This window comes from uncultured Pigmentiphaga sp., from assembly GCF_937950555.1.
Classification (GTDB): Bacteria; Pseudomonadota; Gammaproteobacteria; order Burkholderiales; family Burkholderiaceae_B; genus Pigmentiphaga.
Window position 1 is genome coordinate 79430 of sequence record NZ_CALFCW010000069.1, and the last position, 22314, is coordinate 101743.

Consider the following 22314-nt stretch of genomic DNA (forward strand, 5'->3'; position numbering starts at 1 on the left):
GATGCCGCAACGCCGGCCTTAGAGCCCCAACACGGCCTGCATGTCGTACAGCCCGGTGGGCTTGTCGGCCAGGTAACGGGCGGCGCGCAGGCTGCCCTCGGCATAGGTGACGCGGCTGGCGGACCGATGCGTGATTTCTATCCGCTCGCCCGGGCCGCAGAAAAATACGGTGTGGTCGCCGACCACGTCGCCGCCGCGGGCGACTGAAAAGCCGATGGTGCCTGGCTTGCGGGCGCCCGTTTCGCCGTGCCGCGCCCATTCCGCGATCTCGGAAAGCGGCTTGTCCCAGGCCTGGGCCACGGTTTCGCCCATTTTCAGGGCCGTTCCGGACGGCGCATCCACCTTGTGCTTGTGGTGGATCTCGAAGACTTCCACGTCGTAATTGTCTTTCAGGATGCGGGCGGCAATGTCCAGGAGCTTGAGCGTGACGTTCACGCCCACGCTCATGTTGGGGGCGAATACGATGCCTACCTTCTGCGATGCGGCTTCGATCGCAGCCTTGCCGGCCGCATCGAAGCCGGTGGTCCCGATCACCATCTTGACGCCGTGGCGCTGGCACGCTTCAAGGTGGGCGAGCGTGGCTTCGGGGCGCGTGAAGTCGATCAGGCAGTCAGCCTCGGCCAGGGCGTCCAGGTTGTCTGTGATCGAGACGTTGCTGGCCTTGCCGAGGAATTCGGCCGCGTCGCGGCCGAGGGCCGGGCTGCCGGCTCGATCCAGCGCGACGGTCAGCTGCAGGTCAGGCGCGGCGAGCACCGTTTCGATCAACATGCGGCCCATGCGGCCGGTGGACCCAGCAATGGCGATACGTAGAGGAGTCATTGGCACTTAGTGTTATCGGGGGGACGTGGCGGATTCATTGGGCGCGGCGGCCGCCGGCGGGTTCGATGCGGGGTCGAGCGCGCCCGGCACAGCCATGCCGCCCGTCGTCAGGGGCGTATGCGTCATGGCACCTTGCTGTGCGGAAGGCGGCGTGGCGTCGCCGTCCGGCCTGGGCCCGGCGGCCTGCTCGGCCTGTTGCGGCGGGGCAGCCGTGTCTAGCGCCTCGCGCGCATCCTTTTGTTGGAAGGGCTGGCGGTTGGGCTGCTCGTCGCCTTCCCAGCGGTCCAGCCGGTCATTGACGAAATAGACGGTAAAGAGACGCTTCTCCGTCTTGCCGTATCCGGGCGTGTACAGATAGGGGTAGTCCCAGCGGTCGGCGTGGAAAATGCTCGTCAGCGTGGGGCTGCCCAATGCGAATCGGACCTGCTCGCGGGTCATGCCCGGACGCAGCAGTTCCACCTGTTCCCGGGTCAGCCAATTGCCTTGCTGGATGTCGGGCCGGTAGGGCTTGATGAAGCCCGGCACATAGTCGTTGATCGTGCTGCATGCGGCCAAGCTCAGCAGCGCGACCGGCGCCAGCCGGCGCAGGACGCCTGCTCGGCCGTAGAGAAGGGAAATCAGGGCGTTTGGCACAGATCCGCACTCGTCTTCATTGGGGAAACCGTTATCATAAAGCTCTCGGGAAGCGCCTGGGTTCTTCGGCGCGTTCCCAACCTTCTCGGGCGGCTGCCAGGACGGAAGGAGCGCTGCGCGCGCACGACCATGCCGGGCCGTGCTGCCGCCGCCCGTCCGCCGAGCGCGCGTGCAGGGAAAGTATTCCGCGTCGCGGTTCGGCGGTCGCTCGCAGGCCGGCAATGGGGCTTCCGCGTCGGAAGGAACCGATACACCGAACCGCTTTCAAAGGGACCATCATGACTGATCAAAGCGAACTCAAGAGTATAGGCCTGAAAGCGACATTTCCCCGGCTGAAGATCCTGGATGTCTTCCGCAAGGCTGAAGTGCGCCACATGAGCGCCGAGGATGTCTATCGCGCGTTGATAGGCGACAGTGTGGAAATCGGACTGGCGACGGTCTATCGCGTGCTGACCCAGTTCGAGCAGGCCGGCCTGCTGATCCGCAGCCAATTCGACAGCGGCAAGGCGGTGTTCGAGCTGAACGAGGGCGATCACCACGACCACCTAGTGTGCACGAATTGCGGCAAGGTCGAGGAATTCTTCGACCCGGAAATCGAAAAGCGCCAGCAGAAAATCGCGAAAGACCACAATTTCGTGCTGACCGGGCATGCCCTGTCGCTCTACGGCATTTGCCAGAACTGCACCAAGAATCGATAGCCGCCGCACGGGACGGGCTGGATGCCCGCCCGTCAATGGCTTCCTATCATCTCGCGCGCGTGCTTGCGCGTGGTGGCGGTGATTTCTATGCCGCCCAACATGCGGGCGATTTCGTCCACCCGGCCGCTCCGGTCGAGTACGGTGACCGTCGAAACCGCCGTTCCATTTTCCTGGCGTTTGTCCACCCGCAGGTGCGTGTTGCCGCAGGCCGCCACCTGCGGCAAGTGCGTCACGCATAGCACTTGGTGCAGGCTGCCGAGCTCCCGCAGCAGGCGGCCGACCACCTCCGCGACAGCCCCGCCTATGCCGGTGTCCACCTCGTCGAATATCAGGGTCGGCACCCGGGCAGCGCGGCTGGCGATGACCGACAGCGCAAGCGAGATCCGCGCCAGCTCTCCGCCCGAGGCCACTTTGGAGAGGGGGCGCGGCGTCGTGCCGGCATGGCCCGCCACCCGGAATTCGATGGCATCGTTGCCCGCAGGACCCGGGTCCGACGGTTCCACGGCGACTTCGAACTTGCCGCCGCCCATCGCCAGGGCCTGCATGGCCTGTGTCACGGCCTTGCCGAGCGATGCGGCCGCCTTGCGGCGGGCCCGGCTCAGTTTGGCGGCGGCCTCCTCGTAGGCAGCCTTCGCGTTGGCGGCTCTCTTGCGCAGGGCTTCGACGTCTTCGGCGTCTTTCAGCGTGTCGAGTTGCGCCAGCAGCGCGGCATGCTGCGCCGCCAGCTGCTCGGGCTGGAGCCGGAACTTGCGGGCCGTGTCGAACACTGCCTGCAGGCGGGCCTCGACCTCGGCCAGGCGCTGCGGATCGAGTTCGAGCCGGGAGAGATAGCCGTTCAGGTCGGAGACCGCCTCCTGCAGCGCGATGCGGGCCGATTCCAAGGCTTCGGCGACCGGCGCGAGCGCGGCGTCGTGCGTCGCGAGCTGGGCGATGCGCTGGGCCGCGGCGGCCAGGCGGGAATGGGCGGAATCGTCGTCTTCATCGAGCGCCGCGATGGCCTGGCTGGCGCCGTCTATCAGGGCCTGGGCATGGGCCAGCCGCTTGTGTTCGGCCTGGAGTTCGTCCCATTCACCGGGCTTGAGCGCCAGGCGGCCCAGTTCGTCCGCCTGCCACTGCAGGCGCTCGCGCTCCTGGGCCAGCATGGCGGCGTTCCGCTCGACTTCCTCCAGCTTGCGTTCCAGTTCGCGCCAGGCTTTCCAGGCCTCGGCCACCGCGCGGCGCATGTCGCCGTGCCCGCCGTGGTCGTCGAGCATGTCGCGCTGGAAATGCGGCTTGAGCAGGCTCTGGTGGGCGTGCTGGCCGTGGATGTCGACCAGCCGCTCGCCCAACTCGCGCAACTGGGTGAGGGTGGCAGGCACGCCGTTGATGTAGCCCCGGCTGCGGCCCTGGGCGTCGACCACGCGGCGTAGCACCAGGCTTTCGGTATCCAGCTCGCGCTCGGCCAGCCAGTCGCGCAGCGATGCGGGTACGTCGAATACCGCGCTGACTTCGGCGCGGCTCGCGCCTTCCCGCAGCACCGAGGCGTCGGCCCGTTCGCCCAGGGCCAGGGCCAGGGCGTCGATCAGGATGGATTTGCCCGCGCCAGTCTCGCCAGAAAAAACGGTGAAGCCCGGGCCGAATTCGACTTCGGTGTGGTCGACGATCACGAAATCGCTGATGTGCAGGGCGCGCAGCATACGGATGAAGCCGGAAGAGGGACGGGGCAGGGTTAGTCGATTGCAGTGCCCGAGATCTGGTTCCAGTGCAGCTTGCGCCGCAAGGTGGAAAAATAACTGTATCCGGCCGGATGCAGGAAGCGGATCGTATGTTCGGCGCGTCTCACCAGGACGCGATCGCCTTCCTGGAGCGAGGACCAGCTTTGCATGTCGAAGTGGACGCTCGCGCTTTCGTCCCGGCCGCCCGGGGAGCGCGTCAGCGTGATTTCGATGGTGCAGTCGTCCGGGATGGCGATGGGCCGGTTCGAGAGGGCCTGCGGGGCCACCGGCACCAGCACCAGCCCGCGCAGGGCCGGGTGCAGGATGGGGCCGTTGGCCGAGAGCGCGTAGGCCGTCGAGCCGGTGGGCGTGGCGATGATGAGCCCGTCGGCGCGCTGCTTCGACATATATAGGCCGTCGACCTGCACCGTGACTTCCACCATGCCGCCCAGCCCGGCCCGGCTCAGGACCACGTCGTTCAGCGCCAATGCCGAGACCAGCGTGGTATCGCCGCGGATCACGCTGGAGGCGAGCAGGGTGCGGGTCTCGGATTCGTATTCGCCGTTCAGCATGCCTGCCACGGCGGTACAGGCGTCTTCGAGCGGGATGTCGGTGATGAAGCCGAGCCGGCCATGGTTGATGCCTACGACGGGCACGTCCCAGGGCGCCAGCTGGCGCGCCACGCCGAGCATGGTGCCGTCCCCGCCCATGACAATGGCGAGCGAGGCGCGCTGCCCGATCTCTTCCACGGTTGCGGCAGGATATTCATCGACGCCGATGTTGGCAGCGGTGTCTTTTTCGAACAAGACCTCGCGGCCGGCCTCGCGCAGCATCTGCGCGACGGCGCGCAGCGGGGCGGCAATGCCGGTGTCGTGATATTTGCCAACCAGGGCGACGATGGGAAAATGCATGCGTCCATTATATGGGCGGAAGAATGCGGCATTGAACAAAATCCGTCCCGTTCCGGCCGTTTCGACGGGGACGGCGCACACCCTACGGGGTAAAATAGGCTTATGGACGATCGCGCACGTGCGTTGTTGAAAGCTCTCATCGAGCGTTACATTAGTGACGGACAGCCTGTCGGCTCGCGTACGCTTTCCAAGGTCTTCGACCTCTCTCCGGCCACCATCCGCAACGTGATGGCCGACCTCGAAGAGCATGGCTTGATCCACAGCCCGCACACGTCGGCCGGGCGGGTGCCCACGCCGCGCGGCTACCGCATGTTCGTGGATTCGCTGCTTACCGTGCAGCCGTACGAGGTGTCGGAGGCGTCCCATATCCAGAACATGCTGCCTTCGGCGGAACCGCAGCGCGTCATCGCGGCGGCCGCCTCGCTGCTGTCCAACCTCACGCATTTCGCCGGCGTGGTCATGGCGCCCAAGCGCAGCCAAGTCTTCCGCCAGATCGAATTCATCCGGCTTTCGGAGCGGCGCGTCCTGCTGATCATCGTGACGCCCGAAGGCGACGTGCAGAACCGCATCCTGTCGGTGCAGCGCGATTACTCGTCGTCGGAGCTCACTGAGGCCGCTAATTTCTTCAACCAGCATTTCAGCGGCAAGTCCTTCGACGACGCCCGGCAATTGCTGCAGAAAGAGCTGAGCCGGCTGCGGGACGACATCTCCAAGCTCATGGCGCAGGCGGTGGATGCCAGCGTCGAGGCGGCAAGCGAAAACGAAGGCGTGGTGATTTCCGGCGAGCTGAACCTGCTTGGCGTCTCGGACCTGGCCTCCGACATGGACAAGCTGCGCAAGATGTTCGAGCTCTTCGAGAAAAAGACGGACCTCATGCAGCTTTTCGACATGTCCAGCCGCGCCCAGGGGGTGCAGATCTACATCGGCGGGGATTCCCAGCTGGTGCCGATGGAAGAAGTCAGCATCATTACCGCCCCCTACGGCGTGGACGGCAAGGTCGTCGGGACGGTAGGGGTGATCGGCCCGACGCGAATGTCGTATGAGCGCGTCATTCCCATCGTCGACATTACGGCCCGCCTGTTGTCGAACGCCTTGAGCCATTGCTAACCCTCGCCTGCGCGACACACCGGAAAGCCTTTCATGCGCTTCCTTCCCGAGCCCTCGGCGCCAGCCGGCCACCCTACCCGTACCGGCTTGCTCCTGGTCAACCTGGGCTCGCCGGACGCGCCCGCCCCGGCCGCGGTGCGCCGCTACCTGGCCGAATTCCTCTCGGATCCGCGCGTGGTCGAACTCCCGCGCTTCCTCTGGCTGCCCATCCTGTACGGCATCGTCCTGACCTTGCGCCCCCGGGAGGCGGCACGGCGCTATGCCTCGATATGGATGCCCGAAGGCTCTCCGCTAATGGTGTGGAGCCGGCGCCAGGGCGAGCGGCTGCGGGGCGAGCTCTCGGGCCGGGGCCTGGACGTGGAGGTGGCGCTTGCCATGCGCTACGGGATTCCGTCGCTGGCCGACGGCATCGGCGCCCTGCGTGCCGCGGGGTGCGAGCGCATCCTCGTACTGCCGCTTTATCCGCAATATGCGGCCAGCACCACGGCTGCGGTCGTCGACGGGGTGGGCGCGCGCCTTGCCTGCCTGCGCAACGTGCCCGAAATCCGCTACGTGCGGGACTTCCATGACGATCCCGGCTACATCGGCGCCATGGCCTCCCGCATCCGCGAATTTTGGGAACGGGAGGGGCGGGGGCAGAAGCTGGTGTTGAGTTTCCATGGCGTGCCCAAGCGCTGCGCGGAGCTCGGAGACCCTTACCACGACCAGTGCCTGCGCACCGGCCGCCTGCTGGCCGAGGAGCTTGGGCTGGCCGCCGGGGAGGCAGAGGTGACGTTCCAGAGCCGCTTCGGCGCCGCCGAATGGCTGCAGCCGTATACCGAACCCAGGCTCAAGGAGTTGGCCCAGGCCGGCGTGGCCGACGTGGACGTGTTCTGCCCGGGCTTCGTCGCCGACTGCATCGAAACCTTGGAAGAGATCGCGGTGCAGGCCAAAGAGGCTTTCGTCGCCGCCGGCGGACGCCAGCTCCGCTACATTCCCGCCCTGAACGACTTCGGTCCCTGGGTCGCTGCCCTGGCCGACTTGGCGGAACGGCACCTGCAGGGTTGGGTGGGGCGAAGGCCCGGGCGGCCTCTTGACCGTGCAATGCATGCACAGGATGGAAATGGAAGAACTACGAATCGATAAGTGGCTTTGGGCGGCCCGGTTTTATAAGACCCGGTCGCTCGCCCAGGCGGCCGTCGAGGCGGGGCAGGTCAAAGTGGGCGGGGATCGGGTCAAGCCGTCCCGGTCCGTGCGGCCCGGGGACATCCTGCAGATCCGCGCGGGCGAGCAGGACTGGGAAGTCCTGGTGCGGGGCTTGTCTGCGCAGCGGGGGCCGGCGGTATTCGCCCGCACGCTCTACGACGAGACGCCGCAAGGGCTCAAGCGCCGGCTCGAAGCGCTGGAGCTGCGCAAGCAGAATGTCGATCCGTCCGCCCACATCAAGGGCCGCCCCACCAAGCACGACCGGCGCCAGCTCGAAAAACTCAAATCCTTTTCGCCGCACTGAGCGGGAGCCGCCACGTTTGCGCGCGGGGCAGGAGGGCTCCCGCGCGGGCGGGGTTTTTTCGCTTGAGGGTATATTCCCCCTCTTGAAATAGGGGCGTTCATCCCCACCTTGCGCATAGTATCTCAACAAGTCCCTGATTTAATTGGTTTTTTATGGAGGCATCAATGTCGGCTGAGCAAAAGCCTGGCGACCAACCCATTCCGGAACCGGATCAGCCCGTGACGGATGCTGCGACGCAGCAAACCCAAGACCCGGTCCAGGAGCCCGCGCAGGAGGATCCGGTCGCCGAGCTGCAAGCCCAATTGGCCGCTGCCCAGGCGCAGGCCAAGGAGCATTACGATGCCATGCTGCGGGCGGTGGCCGAGGCCGACAACGTGCGGCGTCGCGCCCAGGAGGAAGTGGCCAAGGCGCAGAAGTTCGGCATCGAGTCCTTTGCCGAGAGCCTGCTGCCGGTCAGGGACAGTCTGGAGGCCGCGCTGGCCCAGGAAAACCAGTCCCTGGAGTCCCTGCGCGAAGGCGTGGAAGTGACGCTCAAGCAGCTGACCGGCGCGTTCGAGCGCAACAAGCTGATGGAGATCGCTCCCGTCCCCGGGGACAAATTCAACCCCCATCACCATCAGGCCATCGCCTCGGTGCCGTCGGATGAGCCGGCCAATACCATCGTCCAGACGCTGCAAAAGGGTTACATGATCGTGGATCGGGTGCTGCGCCCGGCGTTGGTGACGGTCGCTGCGCCGAAGTGAGGTATGCGGGTCCGCCGCGATTGAACGATGTCATCGCAGGCATTGAAATCACGAAGAATCCCCCAATTTATTCACCAGTCAAGAAAATTCTCCGATTTTCAGGAATAGGATCATGGGCAAAATCATAGGCATCGACCTGGGTACCACCAACAGCTGCGTGGCAGTCATGGAAGGTACGCAGGTCAAGATCATCGAGAACGCCGAAGGCGCCCGCACCACTCCCTCCATCGTCGCCTACATGGAAGATGGCGAGATCCTCGTGGGCGCGCCGGCCAAGCGCCAGGCGGTCACCAACCCCAAGAACACGCTGTACGCGGTCAAGCGCTTGATCGGTCGCCGGTTCGAAGAAGACGAGGTGCAGAAGGACATCCACCTGATGCCTTACTCCATCGTCAAGGCCGACAACGGCGACGCCTGGGTGCAAGTGCGCGACAAGAAGCTGGCGCCGCCCCAGATCTCGGCCGAAGTGCTGCGCAAGATGAAGAAGACCGCCGAGGATTATCTGGGCGAGGAAGTGACCGAGGCCGTGATCACGGTTCCGGCCTACTTCAACGACAGCCAGCGCCAGGCGACCAAGGATGCCGGCCGCATCGCGGGCTTGGAGGTCAAGCGCATCATCAACGAGCCGACCGCGGCTGCGCTCGCATTCGGCCTGGACAAGACCGACAAGGGCGACCGCAAGATTGCCGTGTATGACCTGGGCGGCGGTACGTTCGACATTTCGATCATTGAAATCGCGGACGTCGACGGCGAAAAGCAGTTCGAGGTGTTGTCCACCAACGGCGACACTTTCCTGGGCGGCGAAGACTTCGACCAGGTGCTGATCAACTACATCATCGCCGAGTTCAAGAAAGAGCAAGGCACGGACCTCTCGAAGGACGTCCTGGCCCTGCAGCGCCTGAAGGAAGCCGCGGAAAAGGCCAAGATCGAGCTGTCCTCGTCCTCGCAGACCGAGATCAACCTGCCGTACATCACGGCCGACGCCTCCGGTCCCAAGCACCTGAACATGAAGATCACCCGCGCCAAGCTGGAAGCGCTGGTCGAGGACCTGATCGAACGTACGATCGAGCCCTGCCGCATCGCCATCAAGGACGCCGGCATCAAGGTCTCGGATATCGATGACGTCATCCTGGTCGGCGGCATGACGCGCATGCCCAAGGTGCAGGAGAAGGTCAAGGAGTTCTTCGGCCGCGAGCCGCGCAAGGATGTGAACCCGGATGAAGCCGTCGCCGCTGGCGCCGCCATCCAGGGGTCGGTGCTCGCCGGCGATCGCAAGGACGTGCTGTTGCTGGACGTGACGCCTCTGTCGCTGGGCATCGAGACCCTGGGCGGCGTCATGACCAAGATGATCAAGAAGAACACCACGATCCCGACCAAGTACACCCAGGTCTTCTCCACCGCCGAGGACAACCAGCCCGCGGTGACCATCAAGGTGTACCAGGGTGAGCGCGAGATCGCCTCGGCCAACAAGGCGCTGGGCGAATTCAACCTCGAAGGCATTCCGCCCGCGCCGCGTGGCGTGCCGCAGATCGAGGTCACGTTCGACATCGACGCCAACGGCATCTTGCACGTGTCCGCCCGCGACAAGGGTACGGGCAAGGAGAACAAGATCACGATCAAGGCCAACTCCGGCCTGACCGAAGCCGAAGTCGAGCGCATGATCCGCGACGCCGAGGCCAACGCCGACGAGGACCGCCGGGTCGCCGAGCTCGCGCAGTCGCGCAACCAGGCCGACGCGCTGGTCCACGCCACCCGCAAGTCGCTGTCCGAGTACGGCGACAAGCTCGATGCTTCCGAGAAGGAAGCCATCGAGGCCGCGATCAAGGACCTCGAAGGCGTCTTGAAAGACGGCGACAAGGCCACGATCGATGCCAAGGTCGAAGCGCTGTCCAAGGCCTCGCAGAAGCTGGGCGAGAAGATGTATGCCGACATGCAGGCCCAGGCACAGGCGGCCGGCGCGGCCTCCGGCGAGAATGCCGGCGGCGCCAAGGCCGACGACAACGTGGTCGATGCCGACTTCAAGGAAGTCAAGCGCGACGACAAATAATCCGCCGGCCCGGGGCAGCCTACAATGAGGGCCGCCCCGTTCGGGCCCAGCGTCTCCCGCACGGCGCCGCAAGGCGCAGTGCGGGGTTTTGGGTAGGCCCCCTCCGTTCGCCGGAGCCGCTCCTGGAAGGCTTCGACGGGCAGAGGGGGCCTACCCAAACCAGAGTCAATAGCAACGCAGCTATTCGCCTAAGAGATCACGGCCTCCCGCAGGCCACTTGAAAGACCATCATGTCCACCAAACGCGACTTGTACGAAGTCCTCGGCGTATCCCGCACCGCTTCCGAGGAAGAGATCAAGAAGGCCTACCGCAAGCTGGCCATGAAATACCATCCGGACCGCAATCCGGACTCCAAGGAAGCGGAAGAGAAGTTCAAAGAGGTCAAATACGCCTACGAGATTCTTTCCGACTCTGACAAGCGCGATGCCTACGACCGTTATGGCCACGCCGGCGTCGATGCCGCCGCGGCGGGAGGCATGGGCGGCGGGGCAGGTAGTTTCGCCGACGCGTTTGGCGATATCTTTGGCGAGATCTTCGGCGCCGGGCGCCAGCGCGGCCCCCAGATGTACCGCGGCGCGGACCTCAAATACAGCATGGAAATCACGCTGGAACAGGCGGCTGCGGGGTTCGAGACCGAAATCCGCGTTCCCAGCTGGGACAACTGCGACACTTGCCATGGCAGCGGGGCCAAGCCGGGCACGCATCCCAAGAGCTGCCACACCTGCGGCGGCACCGGGGCGGTGCGCATGCAGCAGGGGTTCTTCAGCGTGCAGCAGACCTGCCCCACGTGCCACGGCACGGGCAAGGTCATTCCCGAGCCCTGCACGACGTGCGACGGGGTGGGCAAGGTGCGGCGCAATAAGACGCTGCAGGTGAAGATTCCGGCCGGGATCGATGACGGCATGCGCATCCGGTCCGCCGGCAATGGCGAGCCGGGCGTCAACGGCGGTCCTCCGGGCGACCTCTACGTCGAGATCCACATCAAGCCGCACCCCATCTTCCAGCGCGATGGCGACGACCTGCACTGCGAGCTGACGATTCCCTTCACCACTGCCGCGCTCGGCGGGGAGCTGGAGGTGCCCACGCTTGGCGGGCGCGGCCAGATCACCATTCCTGAAGGCACGCAGTCGGGCAAGGTGTTCCGCCTGCGGGGCAAGGGCATCCGGGGCGTGCGTTCCAGCTATCCTGGCGATCTCTACTGCCACGTGGTGTTGGAAACCCCGGTGCGCCTGAACGAGAAGCAGAAGCAGCTACTGCGCGAGTTCGAGGCCTCGCTCAACGAGGGCGGCGACAAGCACTCGCCCCAGAGCAAGTCCTGGACGGACCGGGTGAAGGAATTCTTCAGCTGACCCTGGCCCGTCCCGGCGCCAGCCTGAATCAGTCGGTACTGATTTTCGCGGCCTCGATCAGCGGGCCGTAGGATTGCTGCTCACTCTTGATGCGGTCGCGGACCGCTTCAGGCGTGGATGCGGCCGCTTCTTGCCCCAGCGCGTTCAGGGCCTGCTGGGCTTCGGGGGTGGATAGCCAGGCCCGCACTTCGGCGCCCAGTTTTTCGATGATCGAGTCCGGGGTACCTGCCGGGGCGTAGAGGGCGAACCAGGTTTCCAGCTCGTAGCCGGGGAAGCCGAGTTCGGCCAGCGTCGGCACGTCCGGGTACATGCTGGATCGCGTCAGCGAAGTGGCAGCCAGGACCTTGATCCGGCCCGACTTGCCGAAACCGCCCAGCGTTGCCTGGTCCAGCATCGCCAGGGGCGTGCGGCCCGACACGACATCCCCGATGGCCGGGGCGAACCCCTTGTATGGAACGTGGTTGAGCTGGACCTTGGCTCGCTGTGCCAGCAGTTCCATGCCCAGGTGCGCAGAACCGCCGATGGCATTCGACGCATAGGACAGGGCGCCGGGCTTGGCGCGCGCGAGCGCGAGGACCTCGTCGAGGGTGTTGACGCCCAGTTCCGCCGAGACACACAGAAGATACGGCCCCTTGGACAGAATGCTGATGGGCGCGAAGTCGGCCAGCGGGTCGTAGGGCACCTTCTTGCTGGTCAGCGGAATCAGCGACATGGTGGAGCCGCCCGTCATCAGCAAGGTATAGCCGTCCGGAGCGGCCCGCGCCACGGCCTGGGCCGCGATGACCGTATTGCCTCCGGCGCGCGATTCGACCAGTACCGGTTGCCCGAAGCTTTTTTCCAGCCGCTGGGCCAGCAGCCGGGAAACGCCGTCCGCGCCTCCTCCCGGCGCGTAGGGGATGATGATGCGTATCGGTTTATCGGGATAGGCATGGGCAGCCCCGGTGAAGAACGCGAGCGCTGCGACCAGGCGGACGACGAGTTTCGGGCAACGGCGGAACATCGTGTGTCTCCTCGCGCGGTTCAAGCCGCGCCATGTGTTATGGGTGGGGACGGATTGCAACGATCAGGTTCGATACGACGGGTCTTTGCGGTCCAGCATGCGCAGCAGGGCCGGCCATTCGAGGTTCCCCAAGGGGCTCATCGTCCCGTCCGAGCGCAGCGTCCCGGGCGGGCGAAAGCCGGCGGCTGAAATTTTTTCGGCCAACGCCGTGCCCGGCTGCACCAGCTCCTGGCCGCTCGCGAGGGCATCGACCTGGGCCTGCATGGCCATCTCCAGGTGCCACATCATCGCGAATGCCTGGCCGATGGTTTCCCCGGCAATGAGCGTGCCGTGATTGCGTAGGATCATGACCGGCTTGTCGCCCAGGTCGGCGGCCAGCCGCTCGCGTTCGGCGAGCTGGTTCGCGAAGCCCTCGCTGTCGTGATAGGCCACTTTCCCGTGGAACAGCATGGCGTGCTGGGTGAGCGGAAGCAGCCCGCATTTCATGGTCGAGACAGCCATGCCCGCTCGGGTGTGAGCGTGGATCACGCAGCGGGCGTCGGGGCGCGCCGCATGGATGGCACTGTGGATGACGAAGCCCGCGCGATGGATCCGGTGCGGGGTGGGTTCGATGACGTTGCCGTCGATGTCGATCTTGACCAGGTTGGAGGCGCAGACCTCGTCAAACATCAATCCGAACGGGTTGAGCAAGAAGTGTTCTTCCTCGCCCGGCACGCGGGCGGAGATATGCGTATAGATGAGGTCGGTCCAGCCGTAGTGCGCATGCAGGCGATAGCACGCGGCCAGGTCGATGCGGGTTTGCCATTCCTCGTCGCTCCACGCGGGGTTGCGGGTGGTACTACTGTGGTCGTTCGACATAGATTCCCGAGCTTGATGGATAAAGAGGGGTCAAGCGAGGGAGTCTGGGGTAGAGTATGCTCGCCGCGCCGCCCTTCTTCCTGTATTGAAGACCCGGCTCGGGCCGAAGCCAATCAAAAGATTTTGATTGAACCTTGAGAAAACATTGAATGAGCATCGAAACCCAGTTGAGCCTGCGGCAACTGCGTGCCTTCGTTGCCGTGTACCGGCTCGGCAAACTCACGACGGCCGCTGACCGGCTCTCGGTCACGGAGTCAGCCGTCAGCACCATGCTTCGGCAAATGGAGTCCACGCTCAACTTGCGCCTGTTCGACCGGACCTCGCGTTCGCTGGTGCCGACGCAGGCGGCGCAGGAAATCATTGCGACGGCGGAGCGGATCCTGGGCGACGTGGCCTGGCTCGGGGCGAGGACGCGGGACTTGGGCGAGTGCCGGACCGGGCGCGTTCATGTGGCGGTTACCGCGACCGTGGGCAGTGTCTTGATGCCCGGCGTGGTGCGGCGCTTCCGGGAGGACTTTCCCGGCGTCCAATTGGTCTTGGACGACTGCGCGCCGGACCAGTTTCTGTCCCGGGTGTCATCCGAGGCCGTGGATTTCGGAATCGGCACCCTCGAGCGCGAGGAGCCTCTCCTGGCGTCTAGGCTGTTGCTGCGCGATCACCTATGCCTGGTGTGCGCCACGGACCATCCGTTCGCCCGCCGGCGCCAGGTCCGGTGGCGCGAGCTCTCGGCACAGCCGGTGATCGCGGTACGCCCCGGGCTGGCGTACGGCATTCGCCGCCAGATGGAGGCCGCGGCGGCCGAAGCCGGCGTGACCTTGAACGTGGTGCACGAGGTCAACTTTCTTTCCTCGGCATTCTGGATGACCGCTAGTGGCCTGGGGGTTTCGATGTGGGCGTCCGCGCTGGCGTCCCGCATGCCCTATGGGAATTTGACCCGTTGCCGGCTGGTGGGCCCGCGCGTACCCATCGATTTCTCAGCCGTGTACAAGCGCGACCGCAGCTTGTCACCCGCGGCAGAGGCTTTCCTCGGCACGGTGCGCGAGGAGTTCGCGGGCATGAAGCTCCTGTAGCGCGGCGCCGGGGCCGGGATGCGGGCCCCGGCCCGGCGCTTCCTGCTATTTGAACGTGCCCGCCACTGCCGTGCTGAAGGCTTCAGGCTTGAAATACTTGCGCAGCGCGGCGTTGACGTCCGCCGCCGTGAGCGCCTGCAGCTTGCGGTCCGATTCGGCGGCGAAAGCGAAGGTGCGGCCGAGTTCCAGGTAGTCGGACCAGGCCGCCACCAGGCGCCGGTCCTGAGCCCGCGCCAAATGCCGCAGGTTCATCAGCGACGCGATGCCATCCCGGACTTCCTCCTCGCTGAAACCCTCGCGCAGCACGCGTTCGACTTCCTCCTTGACGGCCGCCTCCAGGCGCGCCCGGTTGCTCGGCGCGTAGATGGCGTACATGGTCCAACTGCCGGAAGGCTCGTACGACGAGGCCGACACTTGGCTGCGCACGTTGTAGGACAGGCCTTCCCGCTCCCGCACGCGCATCCACAGGCGGGAGGTTTCCGAGCTGCCTAGCAGGTAATTGGCCAGGATCACGGCGGGGTAGTCCGGGTCAGTGTCCTGGAGCGGGATCGGAAGCGTGGACATATAGAAGGCGTTGGCCTTGTCCGGCAGCGAAATGTCGAAGCGCTCGGCCGGCGGTGCATGGAAAGGATGCGGCACGCGGGTGTAGGCGGGCGCCCGTTTCCAGCCCGCCAAGCCCCGGGTCAGTGCCTGTTCCACGACCTCGGGGTCGAAATCCCCGACCGCGGCCAGGCGAATGTGCCCCGCTCCGTAGAAGCGCTCGTGGAAGCGGACCAACGCGTCGCGGGTCAGCGCTTTGTAGGCGGCCTCCTGTTCGTCGAAGCTGGGCGTGTAGCGCAGGTCATCTGCCGGCCAGGGATTGTTGTGGCGCGCGAGCGCCTGTTGCGCGACGGCCGTGGGTTCCTGGCGCGCGCTTTCCACCGCCGCCAGTCCGCGCCGCCGGTATTCGTCCAGCTGGTCTTCCGGGAAGTTGGCGTTGCGCAGGATGTCCAGCACCAGCTCCAGCGTGGCGGGCAGGTTGTCGCGCGTGGTGGAAATGTCGACCACCACGCCCGTGCCGCCCGCGGCAAACCCGACGTCCGCGCGCAGGGCGTCGAAGCGGTCCTGGATTTGCTGGCGAGTCATCGTGGCCGTGCCGTTGTCGAGCAAGGCGCCCACGGCGCGGGCGATTTCGCGTTGGCCGCGCAGGGATTCCGCGTCGCCAAACCGTAGCGCCAGCCGTGCATGCACGAGGCGGCCGCGCGTGGATTTGGGCAGCAGCGCCAGCTTGACCGGCCCGTTGGGCAGCTCCAGGGTCTTGAGCTGCGTGCGTGCGTCGATGTTGGCCGGCGTCGCATCAAAGGCTTCGGCCTGGACGAAATCGGTGTCGCCTTTGTAGTCCTTGAGCTCGGCCTGCAGGTCCAGCGGCTTAGGCGCCGGCGCGCGTTGCGGGTTGTCGGTCGGGATGTAGGTGCCGAGCGTGCGGTTGGACTGGAGTAGGTAACTCTCGGCCACGCGCTGCACGTCGGCCAGCTTGACCGCGCGGACCCGGTCGCGGGTCAGGAAGAACAGCCGCCAGTCGCCCTGGGCGATGCTCTCGGACAGCGACACGCCCACCTTCTGCGGGTCGCTGTAAGCCATGTCCCAGTCCTTGAGCCAGCGGGTCCGGGCCCGCTCCAGTTCTTCTTCCGTGATGGGCTGCGACTTGATGGTCTCGATTGTCTCGAGCATCTTCGAGCGGGCGGCGTCGATGTCGGCGCCCGGCGGCAGCTGCGCGCCCAGCATGATGACGCCTGGGTCGTGCATGCCGAAGGTGAAGCCGAAGGTCGATGCCGCCAGCTTGGTTTCGACCAGCGCCTTGTACAGGCGGCCGGAGGGCGCGTCGCCCAGGATGCCGGCCAGCAGGTCCATGGCCGCGTAATCGGGCGCGCCGCCTTGCGGCGTGTGGTACATGGCCGCGACCATGGGCGAGCCGCCCGCCCGGCGCAGCGTGACGCTGCGTTCGCCGTCCTGCACCGGCTCTTCAGTGTAGAGGCGGGGTAGGGTGCGCTCGGGCTTGGGAATCTTGCCAAACGTGTCGGCGATGACGGCCAGGGTCTTGGCGACGTCGAACCGGCCCGAGACGATCAACACCGCGTTGTCAGGCTGGTAGTAGGTGCGGTAGAAGGCCTGCAACCGGCCGATGTCGACGTTTTCCACGTCCGAACGTGCGCCTATCGTCGTCTTGCCATAGTTGTGCCACTGATAGGCCGATGCCAGCATCTTGCTCATCAGGACGCGGAAAGGATTGTTCTCGCCGCTTTCCATCTCGTTGCGCACGACCGTCATCTCGGAGTCGAGGTCCTCGCGCGCGATGAGGGAGTTGACCATGGCGTCCGCCTGCCATTTCAGGTACCACTCGAGGTTGTCCTCATTGGCGGCGAAGCTGGCGAAATAGTTCGTGCGGTCGGTCCAGGTGCTGCCGTTGGCCTGCAGTCCGCGCCGCGAAAACTCGGCCAGCGCGTTGCGCATGGAGGGCGTGCCCTTGAACAGCATGTGTTCGAGTAGGTGGGCCATGCCCGTTTCGCCGTAGTTTTCGTGGCGCGACCCGACTAGATACGTCATGTTGACCGTGGTGGTCGGCTTGGACTGGTCGGGGGCGAGCAGGACCCGCAACCCGTTGGAGAGGCGGAACTCGCTGATACCTTCGACCGAGGTGACCTTTTGGACGCCGGCCGGCAGGGAGTCTGCGTCGGCGTGGGCGGCGGTGACTGCCGGCGGCAGCAACGCGCTCAAGGACAGCGCGACGCAGGCGAGGGACCGGCCCAGGCCGCCGGATCGGAAAGCGGTAAGCGATGATGGCATAGGTTGAGTCGACCGTTCAGGAAATGGTTGGAGTGACGAACCGCGACGATGTTCCCGCCGCGCGCCCCGGAACCGGGATTACTTGGAGAGCAGGCGCATGGCCTGCTCCAGGCCGCTCAGCGTGACCGGATACATGCGTCCCTGCATCAGCCTGCGGATGATATCCACGGACTGCCGGTAGGGCCATAGCCCCTCGGGCTCAGGGTTCAACCAGGCAAAGCGAGGGAAGGCGGCGACCATGCGCTGCAGCCAGACCGCACCGGCCTCGTCGTTGTGATACTCGACCGAGCCTCCCGGCTGCAGGATTTCATAGGGGCTCATGGTGGCGTCGCCGACGAAGATCAGCCGCCAGTCAGGGTTGTACTTGCGCAGGAGATCCCACGTATGGGTGCGTTCGGCATGGCGCCGGCGGTTGCTTTTCCACACCCAGTCGTACAGGCAGTTGTGGAAGTAATAGACTTCCAGGTTCTTGAATTCGCTGCGGGCAGCCGAAAACAGTTCTTCGATGCGCTGGACGTGGACGTCCATGGTGCCGCCCACGTCCAGCATCATCAGTACCTTCACGGTATTGTGGCGTTCCGGGACCATGCGCAGGTCCAGGTGCCCCGCATTGCGGGCGGTGCTGCGTATCGTGTCGTCCAGGTCCAGCTCGTAATCGGCGCCCTCGCGGGCAAAGCGCCGCAGTCGGCGCAGCGCCACCTTGATGTTGCGCGTGCCCAGTTCCACCTGGTCGTCGTAATCGCGGAAGTCGCGCATTTCCCAAGCCTTGACGGCGCTGCGGTTGCCGGCGCTTTCGTTGCCGATGCGCAGGCCCTCCGGGTGATACCCGCCACTGCCGAAGGGGGAAGTACCGCCGGTTCCTATCCACTTGTTGCCGCCTTCGTGCCGGTCTTGTTGCTCTTCCAGCCGTTGGCGGAACAATTCCATCAGCTTGTCCCACCCCAGCTTTTCGATGGCGGCCTTTTCTTCCGGCGAGAGCTCCCGCATGAGGCGCTGGACCAGCCATTCCGCCGGAATCTCCTTGCCCGGCGGAAAGGCCGCTTCGACGTCCTTGTAATAGCTGGCGAATGCCCGGTCATAGCGGTCGAACAGGCTCTCGTCCTTGATGAGCGTCATCCGGGCCAGCAGGTAGAACTCATCCACCGAGGGCGAGATCACTCGGCGCGACAGCGCTTCGAGCAGCGTCAGGTATTCCTTGATGGACACCGGCAGCTGGAATTTGCGCAGATGGTAGAAGAAGTCGATCAGCATGATGGTCCGTGTGCCAGGCGAGAGACTTGCCGTCCGAGGCGCGGGGGCTTCTCCCGGGCGGTGCGCCGCCCGGCGGGAGCGGTTACCGTCGCGCCATCAGCACGAGCCGTTCAAACAGGTGCACGTCCTGCTCGTTCTTCAGCAGTGCGCCATGCAGCGGCGGGATGGCGGCATTACGGTCGCCGCTGCGCAGCGCTTCAGGCGGAATATCCTCGGCCAGCAGCACCTTGAGCCAATCCAGCAGTTCGGAAGTGGAGGGCTTCTTCTTCAGCCCCGGCGTTTCCCGCAGTTGGAAAAAGCTGTCGAGCGCCGCGGAGAGCAATTCCTTCTTCAGGTCCGGGTAGTGGACCTTGACGATCCGCTCCATGGTCGCCTTGTCCGGGAACCGGATGTAATGGAAGAAGCAGCGCCGCAGAAACGCGTCGGGCAGGTCCTTCTCATTGTTGGAGGTGATGATGACCAGCGGCCGGTGTATGGCGCGCACCGTTTCCCGCGTCTCGTAGACGTGGAATTCCATGCGGTCGAGTTCGCGCAGCAGGTCGTTCGGGAACTCGATGTCGGCCTTGTCGATTTCGTCGATCAGCAGCACGACGGGTTCGGGCGAAGCAAATGCCTGCCACAGCACGCCGCGCACGATGTAGTTGCGGATGTCGCGCACTTTTTCGTCGCCCAGCTGCGAATCGCGCAGGCGCGAGACCGCGTCGTATTCATAAAGCCCCTGGTGCGCCTTGGTGGTGGACTTGATGTGCCATTGCAGCAGTGGCCTGTCCAGCGCCTTGGCCACTTCCTCGGCCAGCATGGTCTTGCCGGTACCGGGCTCTCCCTTGATCAGGAGAGGACGTTCCAGCGTCAGGGCGGCGTTGACGGCAAGCGTCAGGTCGTCGGTGGCGACGTAGGTGTCCGTGCCCGCGAAGCGGGCGGGAGAAGGCTGAGCGGTCTGGGACATGGTCGAACTGGCATGGGGGCCACGGGGGCGAAGCACCCAGTATAGGGAAAGACGGGGAGAGGAGGGAGCGCGAGGTGGCGAGATCGGACGGCTGCGGGATTCTGCGGTCCTGATGTATCATTAGAGGTTAAATAAGACGAAAATCGTGCTTCTCAGTCGTACAACAATACGATTTTCGATAAAAACGGAGACGCTTCGTTGGCCTTGGGGCCGGGCGTTGCCGCTCAGTCTTTCTCGCCGCCCGGTATCGGGATTTCTCTTGATTCTGATAGAGCGTTCTAATGAAGTTGAGCATAACGAAGCGGGCCATGCCCGCGCTGGCCGCCCTGGCCGCCTGTGCGGTCGTCGGCTCCGCAGCAGCCCAATCTCAGTCTGCCGTCACCGGCAATGCCGAAGCCGCCCGTGAGAAAAATTCCATGTGCATAGGCTGCCATGGCATTCCCGGCTACAAGGCCAGCTTCCCCGAGGTCTACTCCGTCCCGAAGATCGCCGGGCAGAACGCGAAGTACATCGAGGCCGCGCTGAAGGAATACGCCAGCGGCGCGCGCTCTCATCCTTCCATGGTCGGCATCGCCAAGAGCCTGTCTGAACAGGACATCGCCGATTTGGCCGCCTATTACTCGAGTCTGAAGTGAGCGCCCGACCATGAGCAACCGTCACCGTTTTTCCGTCGCTGCCGTCCTGTTGTCCCTTTCGGCCGCCGTGCCGGCCTTTGCCGCTGGCGACGTCGCCGCCGGCAAAGCCGTCTACGACCGCGTGAACTGCGCTTCCTGCCACGGCGCCGACGCCAAGACCTCGATCGATCCGAGCTACCCGCAATTGGCCGGCCAGCATGCCGACTATCTCGTGCACGCACTGAAGGCCTACCGCCGGGGGCAGTCCAACGCCGCCCCGTCGGCGAACATCCGCAAGAACGCCATCATGGGCGCTTTCGCGGTGCAACTGTCGGACAAAGACATCGAGGACGTCGCGGCCTATCTTTCCAGCCTGCCCGGCAATTTGTCGGTGAAGTAATGGGCTGCCGGGGCGATGGGCGCCGGGCTTATGACCCCGCCCGTTGCCTGATCAGCTCGATATAGGCCTCGGTGTCCAGCGGCGTGCCCAGCCGCTGTGCTTCCCAGACCACCCGTCCCAGGCATTCCATGATTTCGTGCGCGGCGTCGTGCGCCCCCTTGCTGCGGGCGAGGGCCTGGTAGGCGGCGCGTATTCCGGGCGGGTGGTCGATGGAGAGCTGTTCGGCGATGGCCAGGTGCATCGACAAGTGAAGGAACGGGTTGGTGCGACCTGCCTCGACACTGTAGTCGGCCTGCGCGGCGTCTGGGTTTTCGAGGTCGCCGTGGTACTCGGGATGCTCGAGGATCCAGTCCAGCGCCGTGGCCTCCAGCGGGGTCAGCACTTCGCCTGCGCGGTGTTTGCGCCAGGTTTCGGTGAAAAACTGGCGAACTTGTTCTCGGGTAGGGTTGAACATGATGCGGCCATTGTACCGCCGCACGTCGCGGGCGCCGCGTGGCAATGCCTGGCCGAATCCAGGATAATTGCCCCTATCCAGGGCGCGCGGCAACGGCGCGCATCCCCACGATTGCTCGGAATCCTTGCATGTCTTACAAGCATATCCAGGTGCCCGCCGAGGGCAGCCGTATCACCGTCAACGAGGATTATTCCCTCAACGTGCCGGATGAGCCCATCGTCGCCTATATCGAGGGTGACGGCATCGGGCGCGATACCACGCCGGTCGCGACCAAGGTCATCGATGCCGCCGTTGCGAAAGTCTACGGCGGCAAGCGCCGCATCCACTGGATGGAGGTCTACGCCGGCCGCAAGGCCACGACGCTGTACGGAGAAGGCGTCTGGCTGCCTGAGGAGACGCTCGATGCGCTGCGCGAGTTCGTCCTGGCCATCAAGGGGCCGCTCGGCACGCCGCCCGGAGGTGGCCTGCGCTCGTTGAACGTCATGCTGCGCCAGGCACTAGACCTATACGTCTGCCTGCGGCCGATCCAATACCTGCGTGGCGTGCCGTCTCCGCTCAAGCATCCCGAAAAAACCAACATGGTCATCTTCCGCGAGAACTCGGAAGACATCTACGCGGGCATCGAGTATGCCGCGGGCTCGCCCGAGGCGGTGGAGCTGATCACGGTGCTGGAGGAAAAGCTCGGTGCCAAGCACCTGCGTTTCCCCGCCACGTCAGGCATAGGCATCAAGCCCGTTTCGCGCGAGGGGACGGAGCGCTTGGTCCGCAAGGCCATCCAGTACGCCATCGACCACGACCGTAAGTCCGTCACGCTGGTGCACAAGGGCAACATCATGAAGTACACCGAGGGCGCGTTCCGCGACTGGGGCTATGAGGTCGCGCGCCTCGCCTTCGGTGCCCAGACCATAGACGCCGGGCCGTGGTGCCGCATCCGCAACCCCCGCACGGGCCGCGACATCGTCATCAAGGATTGCCTGATCGACACGTTCTCGCAGAGCATGTTGCTGCGGCCGGTGGAGTTCGACGTCATCGCCACCCTCAACCTGAACGGCGATTATCTTTCCTCGGCGCTGGCCGCGCAGGTGGGCGGGGCGGGCATCGCCCCCGGGGCCAACATGAGCGATTCGGTCGCCGTGTTCGAGTCTACGCACGGCACGTCCGCGAAGTATGCGGGCAAGGATTACGTCAACCCCAGCTCGGAGATCCTGGCCGGCCGCATGATGCTGCAGCACATGGGGTGGCATGAAGCGGCCGATCTCATTTTGGCCGCAATGGAGCGCACCATATTGTCCAAGCGCGTCACCTATGATTTCGCGCGGCAGATGGAGGGTGCGACCCAGGTGTCGTGCTCCGGGTTTGGCGAGGCCATCATCGCCAACATGGACTGAACCCGGGCTGGATCCGGGCG

21 protein-coding genes are annotated in these 22314 nt (G+C 65.1%); 11 read left to right on the top strand and 10 right to left on the bottom strand.

What is annotated here, in order from left to right; genetic code table 11:
• Positions 1–18: 18 nt before the first annotated feature.
• Together dapB and bamE are read right to left on the bottom strand one after the other, a co-directional pair.
• Positions 19–819, bottom strand: a complete 801-nt coding sequence (gene dapB, locus Q0319_RS16525) for a 4-hydroxy-tetrahydrodipicolinate reductase (RefSeq protein WP_299454499.1) — start codon at positions 817–819, stop codon at positions 19–21.
• A 12-nt stretch (positions 820–831) separates the two neighbouring features.
• Complete coding sequence (gene bamE, locus Q0319_RS16530) at positions 832–1398, bottom strand: outer membrane protein assembly factor BamE (RefSeq protein ID WP_296463109.1); 567 nt, start codon at positions 1396–1398, stop codon at positions 832–834.
• A 332-nt stretch (positions 1399–1730) separates the two neighbouring features.
• Between bamE and fur the strand changes: the two genes are divergently transcribed.
• Positions 1731–2150 (top strand): ferric iron uptake transcriptional regulator, encoded by a 420-nt coding sequence (gene fur, locus Q0319_RS16535; RefSeq protein ID WP_299454502.1) that lies wholly within the window; start codon positions 1731–1733, stop codon positions 2148–2150.
• A 32-nt stretch (positions 2151–2182) separates the two neighbouring features.
• Here the strand turns inward: fur and recN are convergent, their stop codons facing one another.
• A complete protein-coding gene (gene recN, locus Q0319_RS16540; protein WP_296463056.1) occupies positions 2183–3826 on the bottom strand; it encodes a DNA repair protein RecN in 1644 nt (547 codons plus the stop codon).
• Positions 3827–3858: 32 nt separating this feature from the next.
• On the bottom strand, positions 3859–4755 hold the full coding sequence (locus tag Q0319_RS16545; protein ID WP_296463053.1) for an NAD kinase: 897 nt from the start codon (positions 4753–4755) through the stop codon (positions 3859–3861).
• 102 nt (positions 4756–4857) lie between these two features.
• On the opposite strand from Q0319_RS16545, the gene hrcA reads away from it, so the two are divergent.
• The 6 genes from hrcA (at position 4858) to dnaJ (ending at position 11490) form a co-directional block, all read left to right on the top strand.
• Positions 4858–5862 (top strand): heat-inducible transcriptional repressor HrcA, encoded by a 1005-nt coding sequence (gene hrcA, locus Q0319_RS16550; protein ID WP_299454506.1) that lies wholly within the window; start codon positions 4858–4860, stop codon positions 5860–5862.
• A gap of 33 nt (positions 5863–5895) precedes the next feature.
• Positions 5896–6987, top strand: coding sequence for a ferrochelatase (gene hemH / locus Q0319_RS16555; RefSeq protein WP_296463046.1), 1092 nt, complete (start codon positions 5896–5898; stop codon positions 6985–6987).
• A complete protein-coding gene (locus Q0319_RS16560; RefSeq protein WP_363322291.1) occupies positions 6965–7351 on the top strand; it encodes a S4 domain-containing protein in 387 nt (128 codons plus the stop codon). Before hemH ends, Q0319_RS16560 begins: the two co-directional genes overlap by 23 nt.
• Before the next feature lie 164 nt (positions 7352–7515).
• A complete protein-coding gene (gene grpE / locus Q0319_RS16565; protein WP_296463038.1) occupies positions 7516–8094 on the top strand; it encodes a nucleotide exchange factor GrpE in 579 nt (192 codons plus the stop codon).
• A 112-nt stretch (positions 8095–8206) separates the two neighbouring features.
• Positions 8207–10141, top strand: coding sequence for a molecular chaperone DnaK (gene dnaK / locus Q0319_RS16570; protein WP_299454512.1), 1935 nt, complete (start codon positions 8207–8209; stop codon positions 10139–10141).
• 230 nt (positions 10142–10371) lie between these two features.
• Positions 10372–11490 carry a molecular chaperone DnaJ gene (dnaJ, locus tag Q0319_RS16575; protein WP_296463031.1) on the top strand — a complete coding sequence of 373 codons (1119 nt, stop codon included), beginning with the start codon at positions 10372–10374 and terminating at the stop codon, positions 11488–11490.
• A 28-nt stretch (positions 11491–11518) separates the two neighbouring features.
• Here dnaJ and Q0319_RS16580 read toward each other — a convergent pair whose 3' ends face one another.
• Positions 11519–12490: a tripartite tricarboxylate transporter substrate binding protein gene (locus tag Q0319_RS16580; RefSeq protein ID WP_296463029.1), complete on the bottom strand. Its 972-nt coding sequence runs from the start codon at positions 12488–12490 to the stop codon at positions 11519–11521.
• A gap of 63 nt (positions 12491–12553) precedes the next feature.
• Positions 12554–13348, bottom strand: coding sequence for a class II aldolase/adducin family protein (locus Q0319_RS16585; RefSeq protein ID WP_296463027.1), 795 nt, complete (start codon positions 13346–13348; stop codon positions 12554–12556).
• Positions 13349–13497: 149 nt separating this feature from the next.
• Between Q0319_RS16585 and Q0319_RS16590 the strand changes: the two genes are divergently transcribed.
• Positions 13498–14418: a LysR family transcriptional regulator gene (locus Q0319_RS16590; protein WP_296463024.1), complete on the top strand. Its 921-nt coding sequence runs from the start codon at positions 13498–13500 to the stop codon at positions 14416–14418.
• A gap of 45 nt (positions 14419–14463) precedes the next feature.
• On the opposite strand, the gene Q0319_RS16595 is transcribed toward Q0319_RS16590, so the two are convergent.
• From Q0319_RS16595 to Q0319_RS16605, 3 genes are all read right to left on the bottom strand, one after another.
• The gene (locus Q0319_RS16595) at positions 14464–17241 is read right to left on the bottom strand and encodes a pitrilysin family protein (protein WP_296463022.1); all 2778 of its coding nucleotides are present in this window, start codon (positions 17239–17241) and stop codon (positions 14464–14466) included.
• A 78-nt stretch (positions 17242–17319) separates the two neighbouring features.
• Positions 17320–18492 carry a hypothetical protein gene (locus Q0319_RS16600; RefSeq protein ID WP_296463020.1) on the bottom strand — a complete coding sequence of 391 codons (1173 nt, stop codon included), beginning with the start codon at positions 18490–18492 and terminating at the stop codon, positions 17320–17322.
• An 82-nt stretch (positions 18493–18574) separates the two neighbouring features.
• Positions 18575–19438, bottom strand: a complete 864-nt coding sequence (locus Q0319_RS16605) for a MoxR family ATPase (RefSeq protein WP_296463016.1) — start codon at positions 19436–19438, stop codon at positions 18575–18577.
• Between the two features lie 281 nt (positions 19439–19719).
• Here Q0319_RS16605 and Q0319_RS16610 point away from each other — a divergent pair, with 281 nt between their 5' ends.
• Together Q0319_RS16610 and Q0319_RS16615 are read left to right on the top strand one after the other, a co-directional pair.
• The gene (locus Q0319_RS16610) at positions 19720–20073 is read left to right on the top strand and encodes a cytochrome c (protein ID WP_296469616.1); all 354 of its coding nucleotides are present in this window, start codon (positions 19720–19722) and stop codon (positions 20071–20073) included.
• A gap of 10 nt (positions 20074–20083) precedes the next feature.
• Positions 20084–20452 (top strand): cytochrome c, encoded by a 369-nt coding sequence (locus Q0319_RS16615; RefSeq protein WP_296469613.1) that lies wholly within the window; start codon positions 20084–20086, stop codon positions 20450–20452.
• Positions 20453–20480: 28 nt separating this feature from the next.
• On the opposite strand, the gene Q0319_RS16620 is transcribed toward Q0319_RS16615, so the two are convergent.
• Positions 20481–20906, bottom strand: coding sequence for a DUF1841 family protein (locus Q0319_RS16620; RefSeq protein WP_296469611.1), 426 nt, complete (start codon positions 20904–20906; stop codon positions 20481–20483).
• 128 nt (positions 20907–21034) lie between these two features.
• Here Q0319_RS16620 and icd point away from each other — a divergent pair, with 128 nt between their 5' ends.
• Positions 21035–22294, top strand: a complete 1260-nt coding sequence (gene icd / locus Q0319_RS16625) for an NADP-dependent isocitrate dehydrogenase (RefSeq protein ID WP_296469609.1) — start codon at positions 21035–21037, stop codon at positions 22292–22294.
• Positions 22295–22314: the final 20 nt, after the last annotated feature.

What these genes read in the sequence shown, in the direction of transcription:
- dapB (WP_299454499.1), bottom strand. Translation starts at nt 819, where the DNA reads ATGACTCCTCTACGTATCGCCATTGCTGGGTCCACCGGCCGCATGGGC.
- icd (WP_296469609.1), top strand. Translation starts at nt 21,035, where the DNA reads ATGTCTTACAAGCATATCCAGGTGCCCGCCGAGGGCAGCCGTATCACC.
- Q0319_RS16605 (WP_296463016.1), bottom strand. Translation starts at nt 19,438, where the DNA reads ATGTCCCAGACCGCTCAGCCTTCTCCCGCCCGCTTCGCGGGCACGGAC.
- Q0319_RS16545 (WP_296463053.1), bottom strand. Translation starts at nt 4,755, where the DNA reads ATGCATTTTCCCATCGTCGCCCTGGTTGGCAAATATCACGACACCGGC.
- Q0319_RS16580 (WP_296463029.1), bottom strand. Translation starts at nt 12,490, where the DNA reads ATGTTCCGCCGTTGCCCGAAACTCGTCGTCCGCCTGGTCGCAGCGCTC.
- hemH (WP_296463046.1), top strand. Translation starts at nt 5,896, where the DNA reads ATGCGCTTCCTTCCCGAGCCCTCGGCGCCAGCCGGCCACCCTACCCGT.
- Q0319_RS16560 (WP_363322291.1), top strand. Translation starts at nt 6,965, where the DNA reads ATGGAAGAACTACGAATCGATAAGTGGCTTTGGGCGGCCCGGTTTTAT.
- Q0319_RS16600 (WP_296463020.1), bottom strand. Translation starts at nt 18,492, where the DNA reads ATGCTGATCGACTTCTTCTACCATCTGCGCAAATTCCAGCTGCCGGTG.
- dnaK (WP_299454512.1), top strand. Translation starts at nt 8,207, where the DNA reads ATGGGCAAAATCATAGGCATCGACCTGGGTACCACCAACAGCTGCGTG.
- Q0319_RS16620 (WP_296469611.1), bottom strand. Translation starts at nt 20,906, where the DNA reads ATGTTCAACCCTACCCGAGAACAAGTTCGCCAGTTTTTCACCGAAACC.
- Q0319_RS16595 (WP_296463022.1), bottom strand. Translation starts at nt 17,241, where the DNA reads ATGCCATCATCGCTTACCGCTTTCCGATCCGGCGGCCTGGGCCGGTCC.
- Q0319_RS16615 (WP_296469613.1), top strand. Translation starts at nt 20,084, where the DNA reads ATGAGCAACCGTCACCGTTTTTCCGTCGCTGCCGTCCTGTTGTCCCTT.
- hrcA (WP_299454506.1), top strand. Translation starts at nt 4,858, where the DNA reads ATGGACGATCGCGCACGTGCGTTGTTGAAAGCTCTCATCGAGCGTTAC.
- recN (WP_296463056.1), bottom strand. Translation starts at nt 3,826, where the DNA reads ATGCTGCGCGCCCTGCACATCAGCGATTTCGTGATCGTCGACCACACC.
- dnaJ (WP_296463031.1), top strand. Translation starts at nt 10,372, where the DNA reads ATGTCCACCAAACGCGACTTGTACGAAGTCCTCGGCGTATCCCGCACC.
- Q0319_RS16610 (WP_296469616.1), top strand. Translation starts at nt 19,720, where the DNA reads ATGAAGTTGAGCATAACGAAGCGGGCCATGCCCGCGCTGGCCGCCCTG.
- grpE (WP_296463038.1), top strand. Translation starts at nt 7,516, where the DNA reads ATGTCGGCTGAGCAAAAGCCTGGCGACCAACCCATTCCGGAACCGGAT.
- Q0319_RS16590 (WP_296463024.1), top strand. Translation starts at nt 13,498, where the DNA reads ATGAGCATCGAAACCCAGTTGAGCCTGCGGCAACTGCGTGCCTTCGTT.
- fur (WP_299454502.1), top strand. Translation starts at nt 1,731, where the DNA reads ATGACTGATCAAAGCGAACTCAAGAGTATAGGCCTGAAAGCGACATTT.
- Q0319_RS16585 (WP_296463027.1), bottom strand. Translation starts at nt 13,348, where the DNA reads ATGTCGAACGACCACAGTAGTACCACCCGCAACCCCGCGTGGAGCGAC.